Here is a 24854-nt window from a genome sequence, read left to right as displayed (position 1 = left end):
GTGAAAGTGTTTATATCCATAATCAGGATGAAATAATGATTCAATCACTACAAAAACTATTTACATTTGATGAATATTTAGAGTTTTTAGAAACACAACCGGAAAACATTCGTTATGAATTACACGATGGAGATATTATTCAAATGCCGCCACCATCAGGGAAACACGAGCAAATAGTAGCTTTTTTAACAATGATGTTAGGGTATGAGTGTCTTCGTCTTAAACTTTATTACGGCATACCTAAAACCGCCACAGTGAAGCCAGAAAATAAAATGTCAGGCTACTATCCTGATGTCTTATTAATGAATTTTTCTAATTTGGGTAATGAACCATTATGGGAGAAACAATCTATCCTTAGTAAACCAGATTCAATTCCATTGGTGATTGAAGTGGTGAGTCAGTGCGTTGCGCGGGTTCCCCGCGTTGAAGCAACTGACGAACCCGTAAGGGTCAGTACTAACTGGAGAGATGATTATCATAAAAAGTTTGCCGATTATGAAGAAATGGGTATTCAAGAATATTGGATTGTGGATTATGCTGCTTTGGGTAGCAAGGAATTGATAGGCGACCCCAAACAACCAACAATCACAATTTACTCTTTAAGTGATGAGGGTGAATATCGTAGTAAACAGTTTAGAGGAGACGACCGTATAGAGTCGCCAACATTTCCAGATTTAAATCTAACTGTTGAACAAATTTTTTCAGTGCGTTATTCATAAAAACTCATTTCCCGACATTTTCTTAACAGATGCCTGTATCGTCAACGTCCTCCTGAGATGATAGTTAAGATTTCATGGTATATACGGTTATTGCAAGATCCTTTCACTGGGAAACAAAACCGTAAAGTTCCTGAGTGTTTTTTATTAATAGAAAGTTAAAATAGTAGAATCAACTCCAAAAATTACTATTCCTAATTTGGTGGATGTTTTTATGTCGGACTTAATAATTACCTGATACAGATATGTCAAATACTAATGTGCTAAAAATCCTAAGCCCAGATGAATTAGTCGCTAGTCTTATTGAAGAAATTTTCTCTTCAGGAACCGGAATAGATTTAGAAACACAAAACTATATATCTAATGAAATAGTCTCATCAGAAAATCCATATATTACTTATACAAAGATACGTTCAGATATACTAACAGCAGGAAAGATAGCTCGTGAAAATGCAGCACAATACAGTACTTATTTGGGTTGTTTAAAAATATTTGTATTTATTATTGGCTCAGTTGTAATTTTTCAACCAATATCAAACCTATTTCATTCTAGTCGAAGTACACCAATGACAAACGAGTGTATTCAAAATGATAATTCGACAATTAAAAGCTTATGTAGCAACTAAAATAATGCGATTACAATTAACTTTTCAATTTCACTTGGAATATTCATAAATATTTTTGTAAAAATGGAAATCATGGCTGGTATAAATGCGATTGAATTACTACGAGAACAACAATTAGACTTTATACAAAGGATTAAATATTCTTGTCTATTGGATTGTCAAATACCAGGTAAAAATAGTGAAATAACCTTTATTTCAGAAAAAAGTAAAATAAAGCAAATAAGTAAATTTTCTTATTCAATGTGTAACAAATATCAGTCTAAAGATCGAGAAGAAAAATATTTTAATTATCGTAATAATTTTATAGGCAAGTTGGGAGAAGAAGCTGTCAAAAACCGCTTAACTAATTTTATTACTGGAGTTGACTATACAATCAAAAATGAGGGGGATGGTAAAGTTGATTTTACGTTTGCTTTTGATTCAAGCCCAGGAGGAATTCAAGTTAAAACACGTAAAGTTGATTTTACGTTTGCTTTTGATTCAAGCCCAGGAGGAATTCAGGTTAAAACACGTAAAGGCACTTATGATACTGTTAAGTGGTCAATAACTGAAAAAGAGATTGAAGCAAATACCTTTTTAGTTTGTATGTTTATTGAGAAAAATGTAAAAAATAAAGAAGCAGAAAATAAACAAACAGAAAATAAAGAAGCTGAATATAAAAATACATCAGCAGGATTTAAAATTACATCAGCAGGATTTCTGCCAATGGATTTAATTAAGAAAGAGCATAAAATAGAGTTAATTAAGAACAATGGTAAAATAGAATTTACTATATATGACCTTTTGTATATTAGTGGATTAAATGCTTATCTCAAGAAATTATATGACTTGCAAGTGGAGAAATTATTAGAGATATGATTACTAATACTAATACCAGTAATCAGAAATGCAGCATTAGCAATTACCCATAATCTCAAAAATGGTAGCAGCTTAAAAAACCTGTTCGCGGCGTTGATAATCGCCAAAAAGAATGCTGAGGATGATTTGCGATCGCTGCTAGAGAATAGTGCGAGTAGTTTTAAATAAATGTCAGAGGTTTGAAAGCCTCACAACCGACCTCTAGCAATAATTTAGGGTAGGTTTATTAAATTGGCTATGCTTGGTTATTCTTCAGCAAAGTTAACTTTTGAGGGTATGTCGTCAAACAATTATTTCCCGACATTTCACCAAAAATACGAAACCCCAAACAACTAGGAATTAATAAAATGACAACTAAAAGTGTTGATAAATACGGCGATATTGCTCCTAAATCTAAGGAGGAACTTAAGCCTATTACTAAAGAAAATAGTCAAATACATATAATTGTCACCCTACTCATGAAAGGATCAATGCTTGATGAATTTGAGAATAAGGGAAGGAATATCGGAACCGGACGGGAAGGATCGCGAACGTTCTTCAGTAAATACGTAAGAAAGACTTGGGGATACGGGACTAAGCGTACTGTTGACCAGTCTGATCCTACTAACATAAATAAGTATGTGTTTCATTTACACTTACCCCAAGGCGTTGATCAGCCTATATTTGATTTTAAGCGAGGAAAAAAGTAAGAAAAAAGTTTAAGGTGGCTGGAATGCCTGAGGACCTCGATTAATGACCCAATAACCCGATAATTCCCTAAACACCCCGTAGCGTCTCTTGTGGCGGCGGAGTTTATTTTTGGTGGTTGGGTGCGAACCTATGATTAGTTGTAAAAAGATCGTTTAAGTAAAAATACATAACGTTTAGAATATAAGTACTTAATATTACAAGTCTAAAAAAAGTTTCTTAAACTGCCAGAAATAATTGCCAATTCCCAATTTTTTATACCCATAATCTAAGAAAATAAAAATTGTAATACAGATTTAATGGATTCGCTCCAAAAACTTATATGACTATTAATCGACGCCATTTCTTGTTCTTACTTACAGCAGGTGCGGGTACTTTTGCATTAGATGCTTGTGCATTAGCAGAGAAATCTCCTAACGGAAACACTGCAACTGCCGACACAACAGCAAATACAACAGGGACTATCCAATTACCGCCTTTAGCTTACGCCTACGAAGCACTGGAACCACACATCGATGCTAAAACGATGCGGTTTCACCATGATAAACACCATGCAACTTATGTGAAAAACCTGAATGCAGCCTTAAACAAACACCCAGAACTCAAGCTCCAAACTGTTGAACAACTGTTGCAAAAACTTGACAATGTACCCCAAGATATCCGCAAAGTAGTACGCAATAATGGCGGTGGTCATGTCAACCACTCAATGTTTTGGACAATTATGAAGCCGAAAGGTGGGGGAGAGCCAACAGGAAGTATAGCCGCCGCGATTAATCAAAATTTTGGCTCTTTTGCAGCTTTCAAAAAACAGTTTAACGAAGCTGGTGCTGGTCGTTTTGGTAGTGGTTGGGTTTGGCTAGTGCGTAACAAAGGTGGCAAGTTGGAAGTGACAACTACAGCTAACCAAGATAGTCCCTTAAGTGAAGGTAAATATCCCATCTTGGGTAATGACGTCTGGGAACATGCATATTATCTTAATTACCAGAATCGCCGCGCCGATTATTTAGATGCTTGGTGGAATGTGGTTAATTGGGATGAGATTAATAAGCGGTTTGCAGCCGCAAGTAGATTTGCGTGAAACCAGACAACAATTTAAAGTTATAGTCTAATACACTTGGGTTAAGGCTTAACTCTTTGTGAAATTCAATTTTTTTAACGAACCGCAGAGGCGCGGAGAACACAGAGAGAAGAAAGAGAAGGAAAATTTTTCTTAACTGAACTGTATTGAGTTATGGGCGCTTAAAAAGTGGCAACAGAAACAACATCTGCTGCCATTTTTTTGATGTGAAATTAATAATTAATTCTAATTCTCCACTCCCCACTCCCCCACCTTTTTCCAAGGAAGTTTGACTGTAAATCGACTACCTTTCCCTAACTGACTTTCAGCATGGACAGTCCCACCGTGCAACTCGACAATTTTTTGTACCATCACTAATCCTAAACCGGTGCCTGTTGAACGTTGGGTAGAGGAATTTTCAACCTGCATAAAAGGTTGAAATAATTTGAAAAGGTCATCGGAAAGCATACCAATACCCGTATCTACCACGCTGAAAAAGATATATTTATTTGTGGAATTTGGCTGAACTTCAATCCAGACTTTACCTCCTTCTTTAGTAAACTTGATAGCGTTAGTCAACAGGTTGATAAATACTTGGCGGATGCGGCGTTCATCGACTTGGATGGGTTCGAGTTCTTCCGGTATTTGTATACTCAGGTGGATATTTTTCTGGAACGCCAGATGTTTGACAAAACTTAGGCTGGAGTCACATAATCCCCGAATTGAAGTAGCAGCTAGTTGCAGTTCTATTTTGCTGGATTCAATGTCGGTAAGGTCAAGGATCTGCTTAATTAATTCTAGTAGGTTCTTACCACTAGATTCGAGGATATTTAGAGACTGGCGCTGTTCTTCACTCAGAAGTCCGTATATTTCATCTTGGAGTGACTGTGTGATTTCAAGAATGGAGTTTAAGGGAGTCCTCAGTTCATAGGTGATGTTTTTTAAAAAGATGCTTTTGGCACTATTTGCCATTTCGGCCACTTCTTTAGCCTCATGCAGAGCGGATTCTGCCCGTTTGCGATCGCATACTTCTAAAGTCAGGGCGACAAATTCCGCGATGGCGCTAACGAAATTTTGCTCACTCAGTTCCCATGTCCTCTTAATACCAATCTGCTCATACAATACTGTTCCCACCACTTCGCCCCCAACCCAAAGGTCAGTATCAATTAGGGATACAATATTATTTGGTTCTAGCAGTTCACTCCATAATTCTTGTACTCTGGGATCGGTGCGAGTGTCGGTAACGGTGATGGTATGAGAAGCCGCCAAAGCTTTAAAGTAAATCGGATAATCTGCAAGGTTGCGTTCTAAACCTGCCGAATGTGTCTGCTTGCTACGTTCATAGAGATTTATACATTGTAGTTTGGTGCCTTGGCGCAGCCCACCGTAGGTCTGAGCCTGTCGTTGGCGTAGCCTCTCGTAGAGAAGGGCATCGCTATTAAATAACCACACACCCACTCGCTCTACTTCTAAAGCATTGGCTGCTTTTTCGGTGATAACTTTAAATGCTGTTTCCAGATTTCCTTCAAAAACCGCTTTGTGATTTGCCAGTTCCGCCAGTACTCGACTATGCTGGCCTAGTTTTTGCTCACTCTTGATGCGTTCTTGAATCTCTTGCTGTAATTCTTGAGTTTGCTGCTTAACTTGCAGTTCTAACTCTTGATTTTTCGTAGTCAGTGCAGTAAAGGTTTTGCGTAACTGCTGCGCCATCTCGTTGAAAGATCCGCCCAGCACATCTAGTTCCTTAATACCCTGTACTTTCACTACTGAATCTTCGCCATTGGTAAAATCAGCTAAATCTTTTGTCGCCCTGCTGAAGTCCAAAATTGGCTGAGTTATCCAACGGGCGGTGAGAATCCCTAATATAGTAGCTAATCCCAATGCTCCCAGACAGACAAAAATTGTCGTTTGAATGTTGCGAGCAATTTGTCCTATAAAGTCTGCTTCTGGGACAGCTACCACAATCAACCAGTTGACATTTGGTTCGCCCTGTAACGGTCTAACTTCTAAAAATTGACGTTTGCCCTCAAAAGAAAAATCTAGTTGCTGTAAACTTTGAATCTGGTCAAAGTTACTAAATTTAGTTGCTAAATATTTAGCAGTTGCTTGAGTCAAAGAATTCCCGCTCTGAGAAGCTACCAACCTAATCGGTTTACCATTTTGTAAGCGAAATGGTTGTTCTGTTGTGGAACTTGCGACTAATAGCCCCGATCGCTCGATAATAAAAATCTGCCCAGACTTGCCAACTTTGATATTTTGCAGCAAATCCCCAATTTCTGATAAGTGAGTTAGAGTGCTGTTGACTCCGAGTAACTCACCTTGGGAGTTATAGATAGGAAGAGAAGCACTAATCAGGAGTGTTGGTTCAGTCAGGGGTACAAAAATCTGACTAAAGCTGAATTTTCTGGCGGTAACTCCTGCTTGATAATCAGGACGCGATCGCACATCATAGTTTTTGATCACCTCTGGTAGTTGGGTACGTTGACCTTGAGAATCAATTTTGTAGCTGTAGAGATCGTACCCAGTTGACTTAGAGGCATATCTTAGCAAAAATTGGCGATCGTTTAGCTTCTCTACCGCTAAGTATTCTTGCTGTTCATTGCTTACCGTTAACGCCAACGCATCTGGAAAAATCTTTAACTGCTCGATTAAATATGGCTCCCAGGTTGCAAGATTCTCGATCTTCAGCAACCCCATATCAATGATATTTTGATTACTGCGTAGTACCTGACGCGGGGTTGATAGATAAGTTTGTAAATTCTGCTCGACTCCATTGGCAACTTGACGACGCAATTCGCTAGCTACCTCATAGACTGCTTTTTGCCCGTTGCTGATTGATAAATATGCAGTCAATCCCACAGCTAGGAAGATTTGCAGCACAAACAACGCCACCAGGATGTAACTTAGAGGTACGCCTTTAAACAGGGAAAAAACACCACCTTGCCCAGTATTTTTGTTCATCTGCCCACTCCCCCTGCTTCCCCTGACTGTCCTCTAGTACTGAGTACAACACCTTTACTTCGCTGTCCTGTGGGCTTAAGCATAGTTTGTACTCGGTGAGGTCAAGTGCCAATATAGCACTTCTGGCAAAAGAACAAAACGTTTATATTTAGCATTTATCAAAAGCATTTCCACCTAAATTGCTGTCAAAATTAGAGCAACAGAATCTAGAATATATCAGCAAATATCCAGACCGTAACGACTTGAGATATTTGAAAAATAAGTTTTTCATGATTAGATAGAGCGGGTGTTGCTTGATCAGACAAATATCCTATAGAAAACAACCATAGCTGATTGACCCCGGAAAACTACGACAACTAATACTGTTTGACTTTAATTATGATACAAATACGTTGGTAGGGGCACGGCAATGCCCATACGTATCAACTTAAGGTAGAAGTCAGGCAAAAAAAGGGTTCCACGGTTGCCCTCATCCCCTAACCCCGAATCCCAAGATGGGATTCGGGGTTCTGGAGAATTTTCTCCCCTCTCCCAATATGGGAGAGGGGCTGGGGGTGAGGGCAAAACTCATACAGTCAGAAGATTTCAGATGAAGTTGACACCAATGGGCAATGCCGTGCCCCTACACGAAATCTATATGTATCAGGGTTTTAGTGAAATGGTATAAGGGGTAAGCCAGTGAGTTCCGATAAGTCCAGCGCTGTAAATGAGGGGTCAAAGCCGCTTATTAGATAATATTTAGGTTAGCTTGTGTAGTATATAAGACAAATTTATGGATATTCAATACGCTAAAATCGAGAAATATTAGGGGTTAATCCTAGCAAAATGTATATGAGGTGAGAACAAAACTATGTTTGTTTGCCATAAACTATATCTTTAGATACTAGACAGTTTCAGAACTAGGCATTTATATCTAATATATAAGATTGCTATCTTCAAGATTAGAAATCCATAAGTTAAAGAAATACAATTTTTATATTTTCTTTGTTATTTTGTATTTAGCGGGACAGTTCTTGATGATTTGGTGGGTTTAAATAACAATTAGTTAAACGATTTCTCCCCCCAAAGATCCATGTAAATTATTTGCACTCTGCTACTTTACTTCGGAATTTCCAAGCACAATGCAAATTGACCCGACAGATTACATGGTAATATTCTTAATCGGCAAATAATTCATCTACACAAGGAAAACCTTGCCTACAACTATGCTTAAAACAAAGAATCAGCGTATTTTTCTGCCTGCTTTTATTAACCCTTTAGAACCAAAAAAACCAGCAGGTAGTAAAAAGCAATTTCCTCAACCTAAATTAGATTTACTGCAACCATTACGTCAATGGCTCGACCAAATTGAAATTCAGAATCGTAAATTAGCCAAATTTATTGCTAAACTGATTCCTGCTCAGTGTCCATTCGAGCGTGATATTATGTTTTTTGGTCGCAAAATAGGCCACATTCCGCCAATGTGTAAGCTGAATCCGCTTTATAATGAACTTGTCTACTTGCGTTTTCGCGCTTTGTGTTATTTAGTAGATCAGTGTGGAGAGGATATCCAATCTTATTGCTGAACATAACTAGAGAAAACACAATATGGAAATTAAAATTGAGCATCAACCCAGTCAAGAACGTCTCAATGAATTAGGTGTCTCTAAATGGGAAATTTGGCAAAAGGAAGTCTCAAAATTCCCTTGGGCTTATGATTCTCAAGAAACTTGCTACTTTTTGGAAGGTGATGTAGTTGTTACTCCTGATAGTGGACAGCCAGTGCAAATGGGTAAAGGCGATTTAGTGATTTTTCCCGCTGGTATGTCCTGCACATGGGAAATTACAAGGGACGTCAAGAAGCATTATTACTTTGAATAGTCAATAGCCAAAAGTGATGGCAGAAATAGATCCCCGACTTCATAAAAGTTGTCGGGGATCTTGTGCGATCGCGGCCACTTCAAAGCAATAGAGTTGATAATCGTATTAGTGGGAGTTTAATTACAGAAAATACTGTTTAGCAGAAAAAAGTTTTGTTCCACCGCAATTTTATTGAGGAAAATCATCAAAAATGTTACTGCATTTAAGTACTTGGCAAGAAGTCGAAGCTTATTTACAGCAGTCAAAGGCGATTATTTTCCCTATTGGTTCCACAGAACAACATGGGCCAACGGGGTTAATTGGCACTGATGCCATTTGTGCAGAAGCGATCGCTCGTGGTGTCGGTGATGCAACCCAAGCGATCGTTGGTCCTACAATCAATGTGGGGATGGCACTGCATCATACTTCCTTTCCTGGCACAATCAGTCTGCGTCCCAGCACTTTAATTCAAGTAGTGCGAGATTATGTAACTTGTTTAGCCAAAGCTGGTTTTAGCAAGTTCTACTTTATTAATGGACACGGTGGAAATATCGCTACTCTCAAAGCTGCTTTCTCAGAAACTTATGCTCATTTAGAAGATTTGCAGATTGCCAATGCTCAACAGGTACAATGTCAAGTGGCAAACTGGTTTATGTGCGGTTCTGTATATAAGCTAGCTAAAGAATTATATGGGGATCAAGAAGGTTCTCATGCAACCCCAAGTGAAATAGCCCTGACGCAGTACGTTTATCCAGAGGCGATTAAGCAAGCACCCCTTTCACCAGAAGTTGCAAGCGGACACAGGATTTATAGTGCGGCTGACTTTCGAGTGCGTTATCCAGATGGACGCATGGGATCAAATCCGGCTTTAGCAACGCCTGAACACGGTAAACAATTTTATGATTTGGCGGTGAAAGAACTTAGCAATGGATATTTGGAATTTGTAAACGCTGAATAAAAGTCATAGAAAGACGCTGTAGAGATGCGAGTAAAATTGCGTCTCTGCATAAAATATCTTGAGAATAGTTATTTGATAAGGGTTTTTCAAAAACGAATCTAGAACAGATGCGGCGTTTTTATCTAGAATGGCAAATTGCCCAGGCACCGTCTGGCAAATCTAATTTAGATATTGAAATTTCGCAAACACTGTCTGCGTCTGCGGAATCTAATTTATCAACTTTAGCTCAAGGATTTCCTTTAGTTTCAGGCTTTTTGCTCGGATGTTCCAGTTCTAAGGTGCAACGTTCGAGTTCAGAAGGGGAAGTTTCAGGCTTTTTGCTTGGATTTTCGAGTTCTGAGGTGCAACGTTCAAGTTCACAAGGGGAAGTTTCAAGCTTTTTGCTCGGATGTTCGAGTTCCGAGGTGCAACGTTCGAGTTCAGAAGGGGAAGTTTTGAGTTCTGAGGCTGAAACTTGAGGATTTTAGGTTGAATGATGGAAATTAGAACGTGATCGCTCTTAAATCATCTCATACTTGGCAATTTCGCATCAAAGCTGTATAACCTGCTTGCACAAAATGTCTGTCATAGGCAAGCGCCTCGGCAATAATTTGCTCCTGCATAATTTTGAATGACACGCAATCAGTTTGACTCCACTCCTTATCTGCCCTTTGCTCATAAAGCGTCAACGCCACCTGAAACTGAATACTGGTTTGTGGAATGACGGTAGTGTTTGGGTGGCGATAGAGGCTCCTAATAAGATTGGCGGCTGCTTGTCGAAAGTACTCACCCCTAGATGAAAAATCATTCAGTACTTCAGTTAAGACCATTTCACTGGTGACAATATGAGCAGGCTGTAAAGCTTTTGAGAGATTTATCGCTTTGTTATGTAAATCATCACGAGGATTTAGCAATGCCACCCAGTACCCTGTATCTGCAAACACAACCCGCATCAATCTTTGCCTTGTTTCTGGTAGTAATCAAATCTCTTAGCTAAATCTGTGGGTAGTTTTTGCCATTCTTCATCAGGGACTTGGGCAGAGATTTCAGCTACCAATTCCCAAATAGGCACAGCAGCAGGGTCAAAAGAAAGTTCGCTTAATTCAGATCTTTGTTGAACAGTATCAATTTGAACTTGAGGAGTTTGTTTTTTGACAATTAGGTTCTCAAGCTTGCTGATGGCTTCCTGCTCATTGCGCCAAGCTTCGTCCCGTAGTTGATTAGCTTTGAGAACTAAGTTGCCAATTTCATCTCTAATATTTGGTTCAGGTAAAGGAATTGAGACAGAAGCAAGCATTTCACGGTCAATATGGACAATTACTGAACCATAGGAATGTCGAGTAATCAAGCAGTAACCGTAGTCAGATGCTAACCAAGTATAAAGATACCCTGGATGCATGCCTTCTGAAGCTAGAATTCTTGTTGCATCTTCACTTGCTGTCCATTGTGCCATGTACGCAGGAAAAATTTGTACTCGCCCAATTGTCCCAGAGCGAGTTACGGCAATCATATTTTCTTGTAGTTGAATTTCAGGTAAATCCTTGGTGTGTGCGCCTTTGGCTAATCTTTTAACATCAACTGGATCAATTTGAAAAATTTGCTTACTGCTAAGTAAGGGAATTCCACCCTTTTTAACGTATGTTCGCTTACGGAATTTAGTAATAGGTCTAATTTCTGTAGTAACTCGTGAATCGCCTACAGTGGTAACTTCAACGGACAATTCCCTCAACTGCTTTTCAGCAGCAATAGCAATCGGATCGTGAAAGCTACCTTCTAAGCGTCCTAAAAGTTGAGAGGCTTTTACTTTGGCAATTGATGAACTTTTACCTGTTGGCGCAATAGAATTTAAATAAGGCAAGTTCAGCCGCTCATGCAGCAACCGATCTGCTTCGTCCAATAGCCGATTTGCTTCATCGCGGAGTTCACCTGCTTTGCACATTAACCGACCAATTGCAATCCGACCAATTGATGGTAGATCGGGAATCAAAACTCTTTTCAGATGCTCTGGTTCAATATGTACAATAACTGAACCATAGGTTGATTGAGTTAACAGAGGACGACCATATCGACTACGCAGGAAAGCAGTAATATAACCTGCCGTATCAGCATCATTAGCACGAAGGCGGATAGCGTGTTGGGAAAGTGCTTTTCCTGCAAATGTGTCACTTGCTAAACTAATATTGCCTATAGTCCCAGAACATGAAATTAATACATCCCATTTTTGAATCAACAGTTTGTTTAAATTTTTGGTGTACTTACAACTCAAATAATTATCAATTCTGGGTCGTAAACTAATGATTTCTGAACTAGAAAGGAACGGTACGCCTTGCTTAGAGCTTACATAAATTCGTTTGAATCGGAAAGCATTATGAGCTTCCTGACAAAGGCCAGCTTCGCCATAGAGCGGCATGAGTTGTAAACCACTGTTTTCCAAAGCTGTAACCGCATTATGAGCTTCAATGCTAAAAGCAGATGCCTCTAAGCGAACGCCTGCATCAAATATCTCGCTAAGTCTGATAGTAGTTGACAGTTTCTCAGACTCATCAGGCGAAGATATCGGCGTATATTCCGGTTGAAAATCGTATTTTACCATCCCAGAACCACCTGCTTTTTCCACACAAGAAACTCATCTGCTACAAATGGGGTATCATCATCTTCAACTTTTTGACGAGGTAAAGGTCTAGCTGTGCCTTCGCCGCTTGCCGTTCGTTCTATTAGTGGAATTGATTCTGAATCGGCTGGCATTAGTATTTCTTCACCGTCCTCATTTCGTCTGTAGATAGTATTACCCCGTTTATCATGCCCGATCGCCTTTACCTCTGCCATAAAGATTTCGTAGTCTGGCATGGTTCCTCGATTAATTTCTTCTTCTGTCTTTTTTTGAAGAATGAGAACTGAGGTTTGAGTACCATTACGAGGCTGAAAGGTGTCGGAATGCAGATCAATAGAGGCGACAATGCGGCAATGCTTGATCATCCAGTATCGCACGTAGAGTAATCCAGGCGCACCCAGAATCGCATCTGGTAGCACAATTCCCATGCGTCCACCGGGTTTTAAAAATTGCCAGCATCGCTCAATGAACAGAATTTCTGGGGGTGCAGAGCCTTGAAGTTGATCGGTTGCTTCCCAACCTGTTTCAGTTTCCCGCCAAATATGACCAAGCTGATATTGAATCAAAGTTTCACGATCTTTAATAGGTAACTTCGAGCCGAAAGGCGGATTTGTAGCAATGATATCAAAATAAGCTAGATCCTTTGGGCCACGTAAACTTTTAGGATCAATATCAAGGGCTTTTGCAAACTGTTTGCGAAAATTCTCTTCCCACTGATGCGGATGTAATAATGAATCATGCCGGAAAATATTGCCAGCCCCATCATTATTCATCTTGGTAGCTTTTACCAAGTCTGGATTAATATCAACTCCGAAGAAGTTTGCTTGAGCAGTTTCTCTTATTTTAGAATTTAAGGCATCTCGCATCCAGACATCAGATTGCTCAGTGACTCCCGCTTGTTGCTTTAGCTTTTGGATGACTTCATTCATTGCAATGACCAAAAAGCCACCTGTGCCACAAGCAGGATCGAGAATTCTGTCAGTTACTTTTATATCAAGCATCCTAACAGTCATTCTTTGAATATTTCGAGGTGTGAAAAATTCACCGCGATCGCCCCTCAAGTTAGCTCCAACAAGTTCCTCATAGGCTTTCCCCTTCACATCAATATTCGTACTGAGAAAACTATATCGCTGGAGTTCACCAACCACATAAGCTAAGGAACGCGGCTGAAGTTTTAGCTGGTCGTTAGTATCAAAAATAGCAGGATACTGTTTTTTGACAGCATCAAAAATTTTACTAATTCTATTTACAACAGTTAGCCTTCCATCATTACTTGCTTTTTCACGGGCAGTTGCATAAAACTCTAAAGGGTTTGGAAAATTCCGCTCATCATGAATCTTGCAAAAAATAACTTTCAAAAGCTCAAAAAACGCGGGTTGTTTTTGTAGTCCATCAGTGACATAAATATGGTCATGACAAATCTTGAAAGAAAACAGCATATTGTCTCCAACTGCATTCTTTAGAGATTCACGAGTTGGGCGATCAACTTCTTCAAGACCACCATCTTTTGAAGGAATATCATTTGGTTCTTCATAAACAACGCCTTCCTCTGTCTTAACTCGACGAAAGACCGTCTTTTTCTTGCCATTTGTCCACATTCCCCATTCCGAATTATCGCAAGCTGCCATGTAAGACTTGAGTTGATCAACTCCATCCTTACTAGCTGAGGGCTGTATCGAGTCTTTCTTGCACTCAATAATAATTCGGACGTTCTCCTGATTGTGTGGTTCTCCTTCACGAAAGATGACGATATCCGCCCGGACTGTCTTACTACCTTGTTTAATTGGATACTCAACCTCAATTTGTTCTGGCAAGTAACTCAATTCTAAGACTAAGCGACGCTCAATGTTTTGACGAACATACTCTTCGGGTGTATCGTTACGGATTTTTTGGTCAATGAAATCACAAATCTTCCCATCTGGGAGCGTCGCTAGCAGCTTAGGCATTCTTACTAAATTATAAAAACTTTATCTTTTTATGTTTTATCAGCATTTTCTTTACTTAAGATCCTTTTGTTGCTTATATTTACGCCGTCTTGAAGCCTTTGCACAAAAAATTTTTGTAATCGACCACGGGGCGATCGCTCTCAAAATACCAACTCCCAACCTTTGAACTCGGCATTTTGACTTCAGAACCCAAAGCTTGCTGTTCTGAACTCGGAACTTCGACCTTTTTGCTCGAACGTTCAAGCTTTGAACTCGGAACTTCGACCTTTTTGCTCAAAAAATGAAGCTCAGAACTCGGAACGCCGAGCTTTTAACTCCAACATCCAAGTTCTGAGCTTCAACCTTGCACCTTTTAAGTGCAACTACCGAGCTATTTTCTACAACGCTGCCTTTTCAGACTTGGCTTTTCCAGCTTTACGGGCAAATCGTCGCCCCATTTCCACAACCACTGCATCTAAACCCGCGCCCTGTCCACTGGCTTTGGCATAGTTATATACCTGCAACGCGGCTGCATAAGCTTCACTACCCACGGCCATAGTTGTATCATCCACCAACTCTTGTAACTGAGTCAGTGACAACAACACCGGATACAACGCTTCAAATAACTGCACATCCTTCCGCATCTCCTCCAAGTCAAACGATCGCGGCAAAAACTCTGGATTCTGCGCCGCCACCTCTAATGCTTTGCTTACAAACGCCCGACTCTTATCTCCCATCTTCGGTAAAGCCTTGCGATCGTCGGAACTCAAATCAACCAAAAATGGTAGCTTTTCTTTAATCGTGCTAATTGCATGCAACACAGCATCTCTCTCTGTTTGTGTCAGTGTTGCACTAATTTGGGCTGTAGACATAAGAATGACTCTCTACTAAGTTTCTTAAATTTAGAATGCCCAGATATATAACTCAAATTTCCATTCGCAGAACAAAGCTGGTGATTGTAATAATGACTGATTGGGCGATAATTTGTAAAAAATGGTGTCACATCGCATTTTTATTCTTCAACACCCAGACAATTACCAGATTATAAAGGCTTGAGTCACCAATTTTTGCTCCGACGTAGCCCACCGCAGGTATCGCTTGTCCCTAATACCGCGATAAAATTCTCAAGCACAACACCGCACTCCATACCAATGCAAATTAACTGGCAAACTGCCAAAACCTACGAAGATATTCTGTATCAAAAAAACGATGGCATTGCGAAAATCACCATCAACCGCCCCCACAAACGCAATGCCTTTCGTCCCAAAACAGTCTTTGAACTCTACGATGCTTTCTGTGATGCTCGTCAAGATACTACTATTGGTGTTGTTTTATTTACGGGTTATGGCCCACACACTGATGGCAAATATGCTTTCTGTTCTGGTGGCGATCAAAGTGTGCGGGGACATGGGGGTTATGTGGATGATACTGGCATCCCCCGCTTGAATGTCCTAGACTTACAACGCCTGATTCGTTCCATGCCGAAAGTAGTGATTGCCTTAGTGGCTGGATATGCGATCGGTGGTGGACATGTCCTACACTTGATTTGCGACCTTACCATCGCTGCTGATAACGCTATTTTCGGACAGACTGGCCCGAAAGTCGGCAGTTTCGACGGTGGTTTTGGAGCCAGCTATCTCGCCCGCATCGTCGGACAAAAAAAAGCCAGAGAAATTTGGTTTCTCTGCCGCCAATATGATGCACAACAAGCTCTAGAAATGGGCTTAATTAATTGCGTCGTCCCAGTGGAACAACTAGAAGCCGAAGGTATTCAATGGGCGCAGGAGATTTTAGAAAAAAGTCCGATCGCAATTCGGTGTCTCAAAGCCGCCTTCAATGCTGATTGTGACGGACAAGCTGGTTTACAAGAACTCGCTGGCAATGCCACCCTACTTTATTACATGACAGAAGAGGGGTCTGAAGGCAAACAAGCCTTTCTCGAAAAGCGTCCACCAGATTTTCGCTCTTTTCCTTGGTTGCCTTAAAATTACAAAAATCGCACCTTACTAAAGGGTGCGATTTTTGTAATTCAGGACTTACGCAAAAAAGTTCCGAAGTAGCGGTAATACCCTGCGGGTTCGCGTAGCGTTCCGTAGGAAAGCTAAAGCTACATGAATTACCGCTACGACAAATCAGGTTTTTGAGAGAATTTTGCGTAAGTCCTATAAATGTCAACTTTTACAGCAGGAAAAATCTTAAAAAAAATCTTATTTTAAGCAGACTACAAACTCAGTCCAGTAATAATGGATGACTAAATAACCCCTGCTTTAGTCTTTACCTCTTCAAAGATAGAGGGAATTGTTTCCTCTACAGGGGCAAGAGCAGCATTGTCTAAATTTGAGGCTAGAGATTGAGAAGATGTTAAAACTGGGGCTGCGTCTGGCAAAATCCAGGCATCTTCCAAGGTTTCCCAAGAAGGTGCAAAAGGTGGGAGTGCCAAAGAGCAAGCTTTCCAACTTGCTTTAACTGGCGCTCCCAACTGCTGGCACATTCCGCCACGGCGACCCTCTGGCTGGTAATGACGGCAATATCTACAGGCAGATGCTAAAAATTTAATGGGTTTCATTTGGATTTATCTTTAGTGTCGTTTCCGGCTGAATTTCATCCTTATATTTTGCTTCTATATATAAATACGGATAAAAGGTAAGAAGCCATTATTTTGTATAGGTTTCAGCGATCCCAAGGAAAAACTAAACTTTAGGATGTTTTTATAATCTTGTCATATATTTAAATAATCGTTAGAGTCGTTACTTATATATTTTGGCTAAAAAATATTAGGGATCAAGACTAAAACTAAAGCTTTTGATTTATCCAGCCTTTTAACTTAAGGCAGATAATTTCAGATAAATAGTCTACTTTGCATAGGACATTCAGTATAATCTCGCAGTAAAATATCTTTTTTATGAAGAATTAGAATTATTTTATGTGGTAGCAGAATTACTGTGTAGAGATTGGGCTGCGTGAGGTTTGATAGCGATCGCCCTTAGTAGGGGTGCTAATTCCCCCAGCCTCAGCCCGTGGCGGAATATCATCAGCATGAATATATAATCTACCCCAATTAGAGTTAAATTATTAAGTCAGTCTGAATCTTCACTCTCTTCAATTTTCCGATTTAGCTCCAACAAACAAGTTATGGATGTAGGAATAATCGCAGCAGCTAAAGGGATATAACTAGAGTTTTTAGCTGCTAAACCAAGGGGTAGCAATGCAATGGCTACCAAAGAAATATTCAAAAAAACTTTATTCATGACGATCATCTAATCCGATACCGCAAGGATTACAAAATAATGTCGATAGACAATTAACGAGAAGACTCATAGATGATGGCAACTGCAAAAAAGCAGAAGATAAACACTGCGATGCGTCCAAGCCACTCCCATACGCTTGGAGATAATAGCATCTGAACAATTGTGTCAGCTCCAAAAACTTGAGATATGACATACGCAATCACGAAACCAAACAGACTCAGCAGAAAAAATCTCAACCCCTTACAAGCCAACTTGAACAAGAAATTACCGTCGTCAGTTAGATGATTTTTCATGGTTTTGCCCTTTTTGAAGACTTAAATTTTGGGATAAATAGACTTTCGGTTACAACAAGCTCTTAACAGATGCAACAGAGGGAGCATGTTATATGTAACTTCCAACAAAAAAGCTGGTCAAGTGGAAACCCACTTGAACCAGCATGTGATTAGTATCTAATCCTCAAGGCTAGTTGAATAATTAACGAGTAGATATTTAATTGTTAGTAAGTGTCAGCTGTACCAGCTGCTCCAACTGAAGTGTGTAAAGACTGAGAGGACAGAATTTATTTTTCCTTCACCACTCAAAAACTATTAGCTAGTCTTTATTCGCTGCCCTCGATAAAATATTTCCACTTTGCCAATAAATGACCTAGAGTCAGGGAATTCGACTTTAACGATCCCGAAACCACTGATTATTGCCACAACAATAACCCTGGAACGAAAAAAATCAATCGGGCTATTAGGAGGTTGCTCCGACAACAAAGTGGTCATGCCCAAAAGTGATGGGGTAAGACCGTACTCCTTAGCTACATCAATTAGCTCCTTATAAGGACAGGTGATTGAGTGTCTATTCGGAAAAGTAATTTTTTGGTTATCTTTCCCAACTCTTTTGAGAGAAGCATAATAGGGGCTTTCTGTCCCAATAAACCTGGGCAGAGTGTCTAGACACTCCCTTAGTGAGAGTTGCATAAAGTCATTGTGAGTCATAGGTCTACTCCTGCCAGAGCGACTATGATTCGCCCTTTTGGCTTATCCGTATAATAACTGGCTATTATTTATTTGGCAAGTATGTTTACTTATTTTAAGTTTTTGTCTATTTATTTATATTCAAAGCTGCTGAATAAACCTACTATGTGGTTTTATTTTGGCTATAATTGCTAGAATGTATCGCCCTAACTGTAACAGCAATGGCAAAACCCTCTTTGAAAGCATCTCCAAAAGGACTCCAGCAAGCACATGAGGCTTTTAGCAAGCGAGAATTCACCCAAGAGTCTCTAGCTGCTCAATTGGGTTGCAACCGTTCTGTTATCAGTAAGTTTTTTAACGGCGAGAACGTTTGGGAAAAGTACTTTACAACTATTTGTGAAGCCTTAGAAATTGATTACCAAGAGATTGTGTATGGATATTTACCACCTTCAGTTCAAGATTTAGTTGAAAAGGTGCGGACTCAGGTAAAAGAACTAACCCAAGAGTTGTGCGGAACGATGCGTATATTAGATATGACACAACCGATTGAGTTGAGTCAAATCTATACCGATGTGAATATTTTGGAGAAGCTAACAGCACTCCGACGTAAAACAATTGATGAATTACTTAAAGAATGTGGATATGATGATTTTGACAGATTTGGCTTGGGTAAAGTTCTAGAAAAGCGAGTTATTGGCGTAAAAGCAGTTGAAAAATATAAGAAATTAATTGTACTAGGAAAGCCGGGATCAGGTAAAACTACCTTCTTAAGATATCTAGCAATTCAGTGCAATCAGGGTATTTTTCAACCTAACCTTGTGCCTATTTTTATTCCTCTAAAATATTTTGCTGAAGATCCAAGTCAACCTAGTTTATTTGAATATATTAGGCAGCAGTACTCTGGGTGTGACGTAACAGAAGAAGAACTTAGCGAATTATTTAAGCAGGGTTCTGCTCTGATTTTACTAGATGGATTAGATGAAGTTAGCGCCGAATATCAAGAGCATACTTTAAAAGAAGTTAGAAGTTTTTCTAGGATATATTTTGACAATCATTTTGTCATCGCTTGTCGAATTGCGGCATGGGAATATACCTTTGATAAATTCACAGAAGTAGAGATAGCTGATTTTGATGATAAACAAATAAGTGAATTCGCCAGCAATTGGTTCAAGAATAAATTAGTCAAATCAGAGAAGTTTATTAAGTCCCTAAAGAAGAATAATCGTGTCTATCAATTAGCTGTTACTCCTCTTTTACTAACTCTTCTATGCTTAGTATTTGAAGAATCTGAAAGTTTACCAAATAATCGTTCGGAAAGTTACCATGAAGGATTAGATGTTTTATTGAAAAAATGGGATGCTAAACGTGGAATTCATCGTGACCAAATTTATGAAAAATTATCGCTTCCACGCAAAAAAGATTTACTCCGTCAAATTGCTTACAGTACTTTTGAAAAGGAGAAGTATTTTTTTACCCCGTTAGAAGTCAAGCTCATTCTGAAAAAATATATCGAGAAAATATCAAATCATGATAGTGAGTCAAATATCTCACAGGGAGATATTGAAGACCTTTTGAAATCTATGGAAGCTCAACATGGGGTGATCATTGAGCGAGCTAAAGGAATTTATTCATTTTCTCATCTTACTTTTCATGAGTATTTTGTTGCTAAAAGAATTGTGAGCTTAATCCCCCAACCATTAGATGAAGAATCAGATCAGGATGAGGACTTTAAAAATTATCATAAATTACAAAATGATCAAGAAGAATTGCAAAAGCTAGTTAAACATCTAATAAATCGCAAATGGAGGGAGATTTTCCTCCTAGTAGCAGAGATATTACTAGATGCTAGCAAACTTTTTAGATTGATGAAGGATAAAGCTGATCAAATTTTAGAAGGTAAAGATAATCTCCAGAAATATCTGAAGCATGTAAACAAAAAGTCTCAATCGCTACTGCACCCATTTCAGATAAAAGATAATCTAGAAGCAAAGAAATTTTATGCTGCTATTCGGGCATTTTATTTTGATATTGATTATGATATCGACCCAGATAGACAGCTTTGTTTTTTGTTGGAACCACGAACAAAATACTTGACTTGCGGTAATTGTTTTACTCGTATACTTCAGGATATTGATAGTTTGGAAGAAGGGATTATTCATGCCAAAAAATATGATGATATGACTGATGAAGCGAGCCTAAAAGTAATTAATGCAACTTCTGCTGATGAAATTATGAGAATTGCTGCTAATTATGGTATCCAATCCAAAAAATTACGGCAAGATAATCGAGAAGAACTAGAGAATATAATGAGTGATTTTTTTGATGTAAATAATCCTATGCAAGAAAATGAAGAGAAATTAAAGCACGGTGCAGATAAAGTCAGAGAAGTTGCAAGTAAAAAACTATTAGGTGAGAAACTGTTAGGAGTTAGTTTTAAAGATTTTAACGAAGAAGAGCAAGAAAAGCTTAAAGATTATTATTATGCAAACAACCTTTTAATAGACTGTTTGCTTCAAACAGATTGCCTTGTTAGTGTTCAAGTCCGTGATGAGATTTTGGAAACATTATTCTTGCCAAAATTTCTCTGAGATTAGTCTATTTTTTTGATGGACTGAATTATTTTTTAGATATTCAGTTGATTCAAAAAATCTTAATTGATATTAAACTGAAGAAATTTATTTAACCTAAATGCTATTAAATTCATCAAGTGACCGAGCAATTAACTTAAAACCTTCTTTGACAACTCCTCAATCTCCAGAAAAGGCACGTACATTATCACAACAAATTGTCTATCTTCTTTCTAATGCTCACCAGATGCTTCCAGAAGCTGAGACAATCCTTAATATCTTATACCGAGATTTGCCAATAATCCTGCATTCAGCATTTACTGATGAAGAATCTATAGCACTTTTGGAAGTTCATAAAACTCTTTATAGTATCTACGAAGTAAGTCTTAGCCACCCGCTATCACCAATTTGCATACACGAACATAGCCCCTGGTTATTAACAATTCGTAATAAAATTGAAAAGGCATGGCTTAATTATGAACTGCCACGCATTCAAAAGCAATTACCATCCCCCTCTGAAGCAAAACATCCAAAATTACTTTGTGATTGGTTTATTGAACAGGCACACACAGAGTCGAATCTTGATAAATGCTTATTAAACTTTTTCCAAAACCAAGCCTCTATTGAGCAATTCAATATATTTATACTCTCAGATGCGACTTTAAACTATCGTTTTTGCGATGCCTTAGCTTTAGCACAACTCCACTTTTCAGAGACAGTGAAAGCTGAAATCGTTAATAATATGTGGGATGAGTGTGGTAATGGAGTAGCAGAGAAGTCACACGCTAGGCAGTTTACGCGGATGCTTGCTTCCCTTGGTCTAGAGCAACCAATACTCCCCATTTGGGAAGACTGGCGTCCCTACGCAGGTCATAACCTGTACTTTTGCTTGGGTTTGAACCGGAAGCACTATTTTAAAGGAATTGGAAGTTTAGGGATGCCCGAAATTTTCGACCAAAATCGCAATCGTGCAGTTGTTGCTGGTTTGGAGCGCCTCTATCCCGATGCGCGGGTAAAATGCGAATATTTTTACGACCATATAGAAGTCGATGAGGTACATGGTGCAGGCTGGCTGAACAATGCGATCGCTCCGATCGTTGAAGTGGAACCAGAAGCAGGATTGGAACTGGCTATAGGAGGTGCGCTTCGCATGGAAGCTATGAGGCGGTACAACCAGTATTTGGCACTCAGGTTAGGGGTGGAAGCCGAATAGCTGTAAAAAAGTGCCACTTACTTAATAGCTTTGAAAATTCCACTTTTGGGTTGGCAAAAATTCATAGGCTCTCTTGAGTATGGTTCCACTGTTGAAGATTTCCGACAGCACTTTGCCAAATACAAGAGTTAGAACATAGCCTATCGATATTGCACGCTCATTTAATCGCCGATCGCCTAACTCACAGGTCGCAAAATTTTTCTCCCACCAATCCAACATTGCTTGTCACCTTTAGCACCGAATTTCAATTAGTGTACCGTGTATGCTGTGCTTTTTTTACAATCCTTTCTGAGACTTAACGGGAAAAGTAAGGTTCTGTTTATGTGAGGAAATCAGAATCAGACAGAAGTCTGATCTCTTCTGCTTTAAACTTCCCTTATATAGAGTTATATAGTCTAGATATAAGTAGTTGCTTAAAAGTATGGCTGTTTTGTGCGTTTCTCCTCTGCCCCAATTTGAGATTATCTTCTTTCAACATTGTGCTAATTGGATAGGCACTCAGAAGGGTGCGAAAACAACCAATATTTTTTAGACTTGTCGTCTAAAAAATAAATGTTTATTGATGTCTTTATCTATACCTCAATGATTATGAGACAGTCCTCTATGCAGAATCTATCCAACGATCTTGACCCCTCAGAGCAAAAGTTACCGGAGGCACTCGAACAGGTAAAAGTAAGCGATGCCTCCGGCGAGCTACGCCTACGCATATCGCCCCAGCCTGAATGGACTAGGAGTCACTCAGTCAAAACTCCATCGGTCAGACCTTCTCAGATCCCAATAAACACCGACATCAAGGCAGAACCATTGTCAGCAAAAATCTCTGAAGATGTGACCATCATGCAAGTCGCAAGTCCTTTTCCAGAAGCAGAAGCAGGAAATGACAAGACCGTTTTGCAAAGACTACCGAACCCAAGTCCCCAAGACTCTCCTTTTTCGGTAGTATTGGTCAATCATGTATCTCTCTCGCCGCAAAAACCTGGAGTGATAGAACGGATCGGCTCTTCATCCCAACCTACCCGAACCGTTGAGGCAGTAAGCCTTACGCCAAATCCCATTGCTGAATTTTCCTTACAGGATGATTCTAAAAATCTTAATGCTGCTAGGATTGCTGTAATTCAAAACCATGACAACACCATTGTCCAATACTCAGATTCGGTCATTCAAAACCTAACAGATCGGACTATTGTCCAATACTCGGACTCAGCCATTCATAATCCAGCGGATCGAACGGTTTATCAAGCAATGCTGCCATTGTCTACTGAGCGGGATCAAACGGTTCTCCAATTGGGGATGCCACAATCTCCGCAGTCATCAACACTGACGATTGTGCCAAAAAATTGGGCACATGTTCAACTATTCCATCCAAGTATTTTTCGAGATATGTTTCGGACATCAGGCTCGTTTACCTCTCGCTTTATAAGTATCACAGGGCAATTTTTTGATTCAATCTGGAGAAAGATTGACCTAAAGCAACTACAATCTCGTTTTCATCTAGGCAGGCAGTTAGCTCTAGTAAAGACTTTAGAACAGCCATCTTCAAGCCGCATCAATCGTTCTACTTATAACGTAATGGTTTCAGAAGAGCCGCCTAGCTCGGAGCAGTATCACAAAAAACTGCGGGAGTTGGATCTTTGTCGACTTTCTTATGCCAAAGAGTTAGCTAGAAATGGTAAATTTCGCAATGCGATCGCGATGGCTGAACAAATTTCTGAGACGAGCCACTTCTTCAAGGATGCCCAGATGCTGATTCAAAGTTGGAAGTAATTTTAAAGAATTGCCTTTTGGGATTTGAAATCCGACGTTTGTCTATTCTCATGCTTCATTAACCACTCTAATATAAGCTTACCCACGGAAATACGCACATTATATAGCGGTCATCTGAGCCTGTCCTTGGGAAGTTAACGCCCATCAATGATTCGGTGATGTTCATGTCCCAAAACTCTCGTCATACAAACTTAACCTACACAGATTTTGAGCATAACCGTTTGGCACAGTTAGCAGGGCAATATCTCAACAATCCGATGCTAATGCATCAATTATGCGATCGCGTTTACGAACGACTCCACGCAGATATCAAAATTCAAAGAGAAAGAATTGGTAACTCTAGTACAGGAAGACAATAAAATGGCTACACAACAATCCAATTCTCACGTTGAGAACTACGTCACAACTAACCGATTCTATATAGAAATTGGGAAAAATATAGTTGCCTCATTTTCAGAATGTTCAGGCATCAGTATTGAGGTGGAAAAGGAGGTATATCACGAGGGTGGCGTAAACGAGCAGCAAAGAATTAGTTTAGGACAAACTCGTTTTTCAGATATCACACTAAAGCGGGGGACAACTGACGACCATACGTTTTCGCAGTGGTTAAGCGAATTATTTGAGCAAAAAACGCAGCGACGCAACGTTACTATTTTGACATACAACCAAGCTGGGGAAATCATGAAGAGCTGGTGCCTGATTGGTGCCATTCCAGTGGGGTGGAAACTCCCTAGTTTAGAGGCTGATGGCAATATGGTTGCAGTTGAAGAATTAACTTTAGCCTTTGAGGGTTTGAAAATTGGGAAGCAGTCTGCTGGTGGTGATGCAGTCTCTAGGGATGCGAAGGGATATTTTGGTGAAAGCACCTGGAAATGAACGTAAG

25 protein-coding genes are annotated in these 24854 nt (G+C 39.5%); 16 read left to right on the top strand and 9 right to left on the bottom strand.

Annotated elements, in window-relative coordinates:
- Positions 1–35: 35 nt before the first annotated feature.
- The 5 genes from V7K15_RS02725 (at position 36) to V7K15_RS02705 (ending at position 3965) form a co-directional block, all read left to right on the top strand.
- The gene (locus V7K15_RS02725; protein WP_334902806.1) at positions 36–719 is read left to right on the top strand and encodes a Uma2 family endonuclease; all 684 of its coding nucleotides are present in this window, start codon (positions 36–38) and stop codon (positions 717–719) included.
- A 242-nt stretch (positions 720–961) separates the two neighbouring features.
- Complete coding sequence (locus V7K15_RS02720; protein ID WP_334902804.1) at positions 962–1342, top strand: hypothetical protein; 381 nt, start codon at positions 962–964, stop codon at positions 1340–1342.
- A gap of 72 nt (positions 1343–1414) precedes the next feature.
- A complete protein-coding gene (locus V7K15_RS02715) occupies positions 1415–2200 on the top strand; it encodes a hypothetical protein (protein ID WP_334902802.1) in 786 nt (261 codons plus the stop codon).
- A gap of 347 nt (positions 2201–2547) precedes the next feature.
- On the top strand, positions 2548–2889 hold the full coding sequence (locus V7K15_RS02710; protein ID WP_334902800.1) for a hypothetical protein: 342 nt from the start codon (positions 2548–2550) through the stop codon (positions 2887–2889).
- Positions 2890–3209: 320 nt separating this feature from the next.
- Entirely contained in the window at positions 3210–3965 is a 756-nt protein-coding gene (locus tag V7K15_RS02705; protein ID WP_334902798.1) for a superoxide dismutase, read from the top strand.
- 225 nt (positions 3966–4190) lie between these two features.
- Here the strand turns inward: V7K15_RS02705 and V7K15_RS02700 are convergent, their stop codons facing one another.
- Positions 4191–6905, bottom strand: coding sequence for a sensor histidine kinase (locus V7K15_RS02700; RefSeq protein WP_334902796.1), 2715 nt, complete (start codon positions 6903–6905; stop codon positions 4191–4193).
- 463 nt (positions 6906–7368) lie between these two features.
- Here V7K15_RS02700 and V7K15_RS02695 point away from each other — a divergent pair, with 463 nt between their 5' ends.
- The 5 genes from V7K15_RS02695 (at position 7369) to V7K15_RS02675 (ending at position 10160) form a co-directional block, all read left to right on the top strand.
- Positions 7369–7572: a hypothetical protein gene (locus V7K15_RS02695; RefSeq protein ID WP_334902794.1), complete on the top strand. Its 204-nt coding sequence runs from the start codon at positions 7369–7371 to the stop codon at positions 7570–7572.
- A 538-nt stretch (positions 7573–8110) separates the two neighbouring features.
- Positions 8111–8470 (top strand): Mo-dependent nitrogenase C-terminal domain-containing protein, encoded by a 360-nt coding sequence (locus tag V7K15_RS02690; RefSeq protein WP_334902792.1) that lies wholly within the window; start codon positions 8111–8113, stop codon positions 8468–8470.
- Positions 8471–8492: 22 nt separating this feature from the next.
- Positions 8493–8765 (top strand): cupin domain-containing protein, encoded by a 273-nt coding sequence (locus V7K15_RS02685; RefSeq protein ID WP_334902790.1) that lies wholly within the window; start codon positions 8493–8495, stop codon positions 8763–8765.
- A gap of 190 nt (positions 8766–8955) precedes the next feature.
- Entirely contained in the window at positions 8956–9702 is a 747-nt protein-coding gene (locus V7K15_RS02680) for a creatininase family protein (protein ID WP_334902788.1), read from the top strand.
- 107 nt (positions 9703–9809) lie between these two features.
- Positions 9810–10160 carry a hypothetical protein gene (locus V7K15_RS02675; RefSeq protein WP_334902787.1) on the top strand — a complete coding sequence of 117 codons (351 nt, stop codon included), beginning with the start codon at positions 9810–9812 and terminating at the stop codon, positions 10158–10160.
- A gap of 51 nt (positions 10161–10211) precedes the next feature.
- On the opposite strand, the gene V7K15_RS02670 is transcribed toward V7K15_RS02675, so the two are convergent.
- The 5 genes from V7K15_RS02670 to V7K15_RS02650 form a co-directional block, all read right to left on the bottom strand.
- Entirely contained in the window at positions 10212–10634 is a 423-nt protein-coding gene (locus V7K15_RS02670; RefSeq protein WP_334902786.1) for a type II toxin-antitoxin system VapC family toxin, read from the bottom strand.
- On the bottom strand, positions 10634–12298 hold the full coding sequence (locus tag V7K15_RS02665; RefSeq protein WP_334902785.1) for a hypothetical protein: 1665 nt from the start codon (positions 12296–12298) through the stop codon (positions 10634–10636). Before V7K15_RS02665 ends, V7K15_RS02670 begins: the two co-directional genes overlap by 1 nt.
- The gene (locus tag V7K15_RS02660; RefSeq protein ID WP_334902784.1) at positions 12268–14238 is read right to left on the bottom strand and encodes an N-6 DNA methylase; all 1971 of its coding nucleotides are present in this window, start codon (positions 14236–14238) and stop codon (positions 12268–12270) included. The genes V7K15_RS02665 and V7K15_RS02660 overlap by 31 nt, the downstream gene beginning before the upstream one ends.
- Before the next feature lie 79 nt (positions 14239–14317).
- Positions 14318–14515 (bottom strand): hypothetical protein, encoded by a 198-nt coding sequence (locus V7K15_RS02655; RefSeq protein ID WP_334902783.1) that lies wholly within the window; start codon positions 14513–14515, stop codon positions 14318–14320.
- A 100-nt stretch (positions 14516–14615) separates the two neighbouring features.
- Positions 14616–15089, bottom strand: coding sequence for a hypothetical protein (locus V7K15_RS02650; RefSeq protein WP_334902781.1), 474 nt, complete (start codon positions 15087–15089; stop codon positions 14616–14618).
- A gap of 279 nt (positions 15090–15368) precedes the next feature.
- On the opposite strand from V7K15_RS02650, the gene menB reads away from it, so the two are divergent.
- On the top strand, positions 15369–16202 hold the full coding sequence (gene menB, locus V7K15_RS02645; RefSeq protein ID WP_334902779.1) for a 1,4-dihydroxy-2-naphthoyl-CoA synthase: 834 nt from the start codon (positions 15369–15371) through the stop codon (positions 16200–16202).
- Between the two features lie 266 nt (positions 16203–16468).
- Here the strand turns inward: menB and V7K15_RS02640 are convergent, their stop codons facing one another.
- Entirely contained in the window at positions 16469–16783 is a 315-nt protein-coding gene (locus V7K15_RS02640) for a hypothetical protein (protein ID WP_334902777.1), read from the bottom strand.
- A gap of 511 nt (positions 16784–17294) precedes the next feature.
- Positions 17295–17465 (bottom strand): hypothetical protein, encoded by a 171-nt coding sequence (locus V7K15_RS02635; protein ID WP_334902775.1) that lies wholly within the window; start codon positions 17463–17465, stop codon positions 17295–17297.
- 1183 nt (positions 17466–18648) lie between these two features.
- On the opposite strand from V7K15_RS02635, the gene V7K15_RS02630 reads away from it, so the two are divergent.
- On the top strand, positions 18649–21015 hold the full coding sequence (locus tag V7K15_RS02630) for an NACHT domain-containing protein (protein ID WP_334902773.1): 2367 nt from the start codon (positions 18649–18651) through the stop codon (positions 21013–21015).
- Positions 21016–21115: 100 nt separating this feature from the next.
- Positions 21116–22207: an iron-containing redox enzyme family protein gene (locus V7K15_RS02625; protein WP_334902772.1), complete on the top strand. Its 1092-nt coding sequence runs from the start codon at positions 21116–21118 to the stop codon at positions 22205–22207.
- 21 nt (positions 22208–22228) lie between these two features.
- On the opposite strand, the gene V7K15_RS02620 is transcribed toward V7K15_RS02625, so the two are convergent.
- Positions 22229–22426 carry an IS4/Tn5 family transposase DNA-binding protein gene (locus V7K15_RS02620; RefSeq protein ID WP_334902770.1) on the bottom strand — a complete coding sequence of 66 codons (198 nt, stop codon included), beginning with the start codon at positions 22424–22426 and terminating at the stop codon, positions 22229–22231.
- Positions 22427–22810: 384 nt separating this feature from the next.
- On the opposite strand from V7K15_RS02620, the gene V7K15_RS02615 reads away from it, so the two are divergent.
- The 3 genes from V7K15_RS02615 (at position 22811) to V7K15_RS02605 (ending at position 24847) form a co-directional block, all read left to right on the top strand.
- Positions 22811–23971 (top strand): hypothetical protein, encoded by a 1161-nt coding sequence (locus V7K15_RS02615; protein WP_334902768.1) that lies wholly within the window; start codon positions 22811–22813, stop codon positions 23969–23971.
- A gap of 164 nt (positions 23972–24135) precedes the next feature.
- On the top strand, positions 24136–24330 hold the full coding sequence (locus V7K15_RS02610) for a hypothetical protein (protein WP_334902766.1): 195 nt from the start codon (positions 24136–24138) through the stop codon (positions 24328–24330).
- Position 24331: 1 nt separating this feature from the next.
- Positions 24332–24847 carry a phage tail protein gene (locus tag V7K15_RS02605; protein ID WP_334902764.1) on the top strand — a complete coding sequence of 172 codons (516 nt, stop codon included), beginning with the start codon at positions 24332–24334 and terminating at the stop codon, positions 24845–24847.
- Positions 24848–24854: the final 7 nt, after the last annotated feature.

Source organism: Nostoc sp., from assembly GCF_036919815.1.
GTDB lineage: Bacteria > Cyanobacteriota > Cyanobacteriia > Cyanobacteriales > Nostocaceae > Nostoc.
This window is presented reverse-complemented; position numbering and strand designations above follow the sequence as displayed.

Bases quoted from the DNA above. Each gene is read 5' to 3' on its own strand.
- menB (WP_334902779.1), top strand. From the start codon at position 15,369: ATGCAAATTAACTGGCAAACTGCCAAAACCTACGAAGATATTCTGTAT.
- V7K15_RS02700 (WP_334902796.1), bottom strand. From the start codon at position 6,905: ATGAACAAAAATACTGGGCAAGGTGGTGTTTTTTCCCTGTTTAAAGGC.
- V7K15_RS02690 (WP_334902792.1), top strand. From the start codon at position 8,111: ATGCTTAAAACAAAGAATCAGCGTATTTTTCTGCCTGCTTTTATTAAC.
- V7K15_RS02605 (WP_334902764.1), top strand. From the start codon at position 24,332: ATGGCTACACAACAATCCAATTCTCACGTTGAGAACTACGTCACAACT.
- V7K15_RS02720 (WP_334902804.1), top strand. From the start codon at position 962: ATGTCAAATACTAATGTGCTAAAAATCCTAAGCCCAGATGAATTAGTC.
- V7K15_RS02615 (WP_334902768.1), top strand. From the start codon at position 22,811: ATGCAGAATCTATCCAACGATCTTGACCCCTCAGAGCAAAAGTTACCG.
- V7K15_RS02675 (WP_334902787.1), top strand. From the start codon at position 9,810: ATGCGGCGTTTTTATCTAGAATGGCAAATTGCCCAGGCACCGTCTGGC.
- V7K15_RS02670 (WP_334902786.1), bottom strand. From the start codon at position 10,634: ATGCGGGTTGTGTTTGCAGATACAGGGTACTGGGTGGCATTGCTAAAT.
- V7K15_RS02705 (WP_334902798.1), top strand. From the start codon at position 3,210: ATGACTATTAATCGACGCCATTTCTTGTTCTTACTTACAGCAGGTGCG.
- V7K15_RS02710 (WP_334902800.1), top strand. From the start codon at position 2,548: ATGACAACTAAAAGTGTTGATAAATACGGCGATATTGCTCCTAAATCT.
- V7K15_RS02610 (WP_334902766.1), top strand. From the start codon at position 24,136: ATGTCCCAAAACTCTCGTCATACAAACTTAACCTACACAGATTTTGAG.
- V7K15_RS02625 (WP_334902772.1), top strand. From the start codon at position 21,116: ATGCTATTAAATTCATCAAGTGACCGAGCAATTAACTTAAAACCTTCT.
- V7K15_RS02725 (WP_334902806.1), top strand. From the start codon at position 36: ATGATTCAATCACTACAAAAACTATTTACATTTGATGAATATTTAGAG.
- V7K15_RS02650 (WP_334902781.1), bottom strand. From the start codon at position 15,089: ATGTCTACAGCCCAAATTAGTGCAACACTGACACAAACAGAGAGAGAT.
- V7K15_RS02640 (WP_334902777.1), bottom strand. From the start codon at position 16,783: ATGAAACCCATTAAATTTTTAGCATCTGCCTGTAGATATTGCCGTCAT.
- V7K15_RS02660 (WP_334902784.1), bottom strand. From the start codon at position 14,238: ATGCCTAAGCTGCTAGCGACGCTCCCAGATGGGAAGATTTGTGATTTC.
- V7K15_RS02715 (WP_334902802.1), top strand. From the start codon at position 1,415: ATGGCTGGTATAAATGCGATTGAATTACTACGAGAACAACAATTAGAC.
- V7K15_RS02620 (WP_334902770.1), bottom strand. From the start codon at position 22,426: ATGTTGGATTGGTGGGAGAAAAATTTTGCGACCTGTGAGTTAGGCGAT.
- V7K15_RS02630 (WP_334902773.1), top strand. From the start codon at position 18,649: ATGGCAAAACCCTCTTTGAAAGCATCTCCAAAAGGACTCCAGCAAGCA.
- V7K15_RS02635 (WP_334902775.1), bottom strand. From the start codon at position 17,465: ATGAATAAAGTTTTTTTGAATATTTCTTTGGTAGCCATTGCATTGCTA.
- V7K15_RS02680 (WP_334902788.1), top strand. From the start codon at position 8,956: ATGTTACTGCATTTAAGTACTTGGCAAGAAGTCGAAGCTTATTTACAG.
- V7K15_RS02685 (WP_334902790.1), top strand. From the start codon at position 8,493: ATGGAAATTAAAATTGAGCATCAACCCAGTCAAGAACGTCTCAATGAA.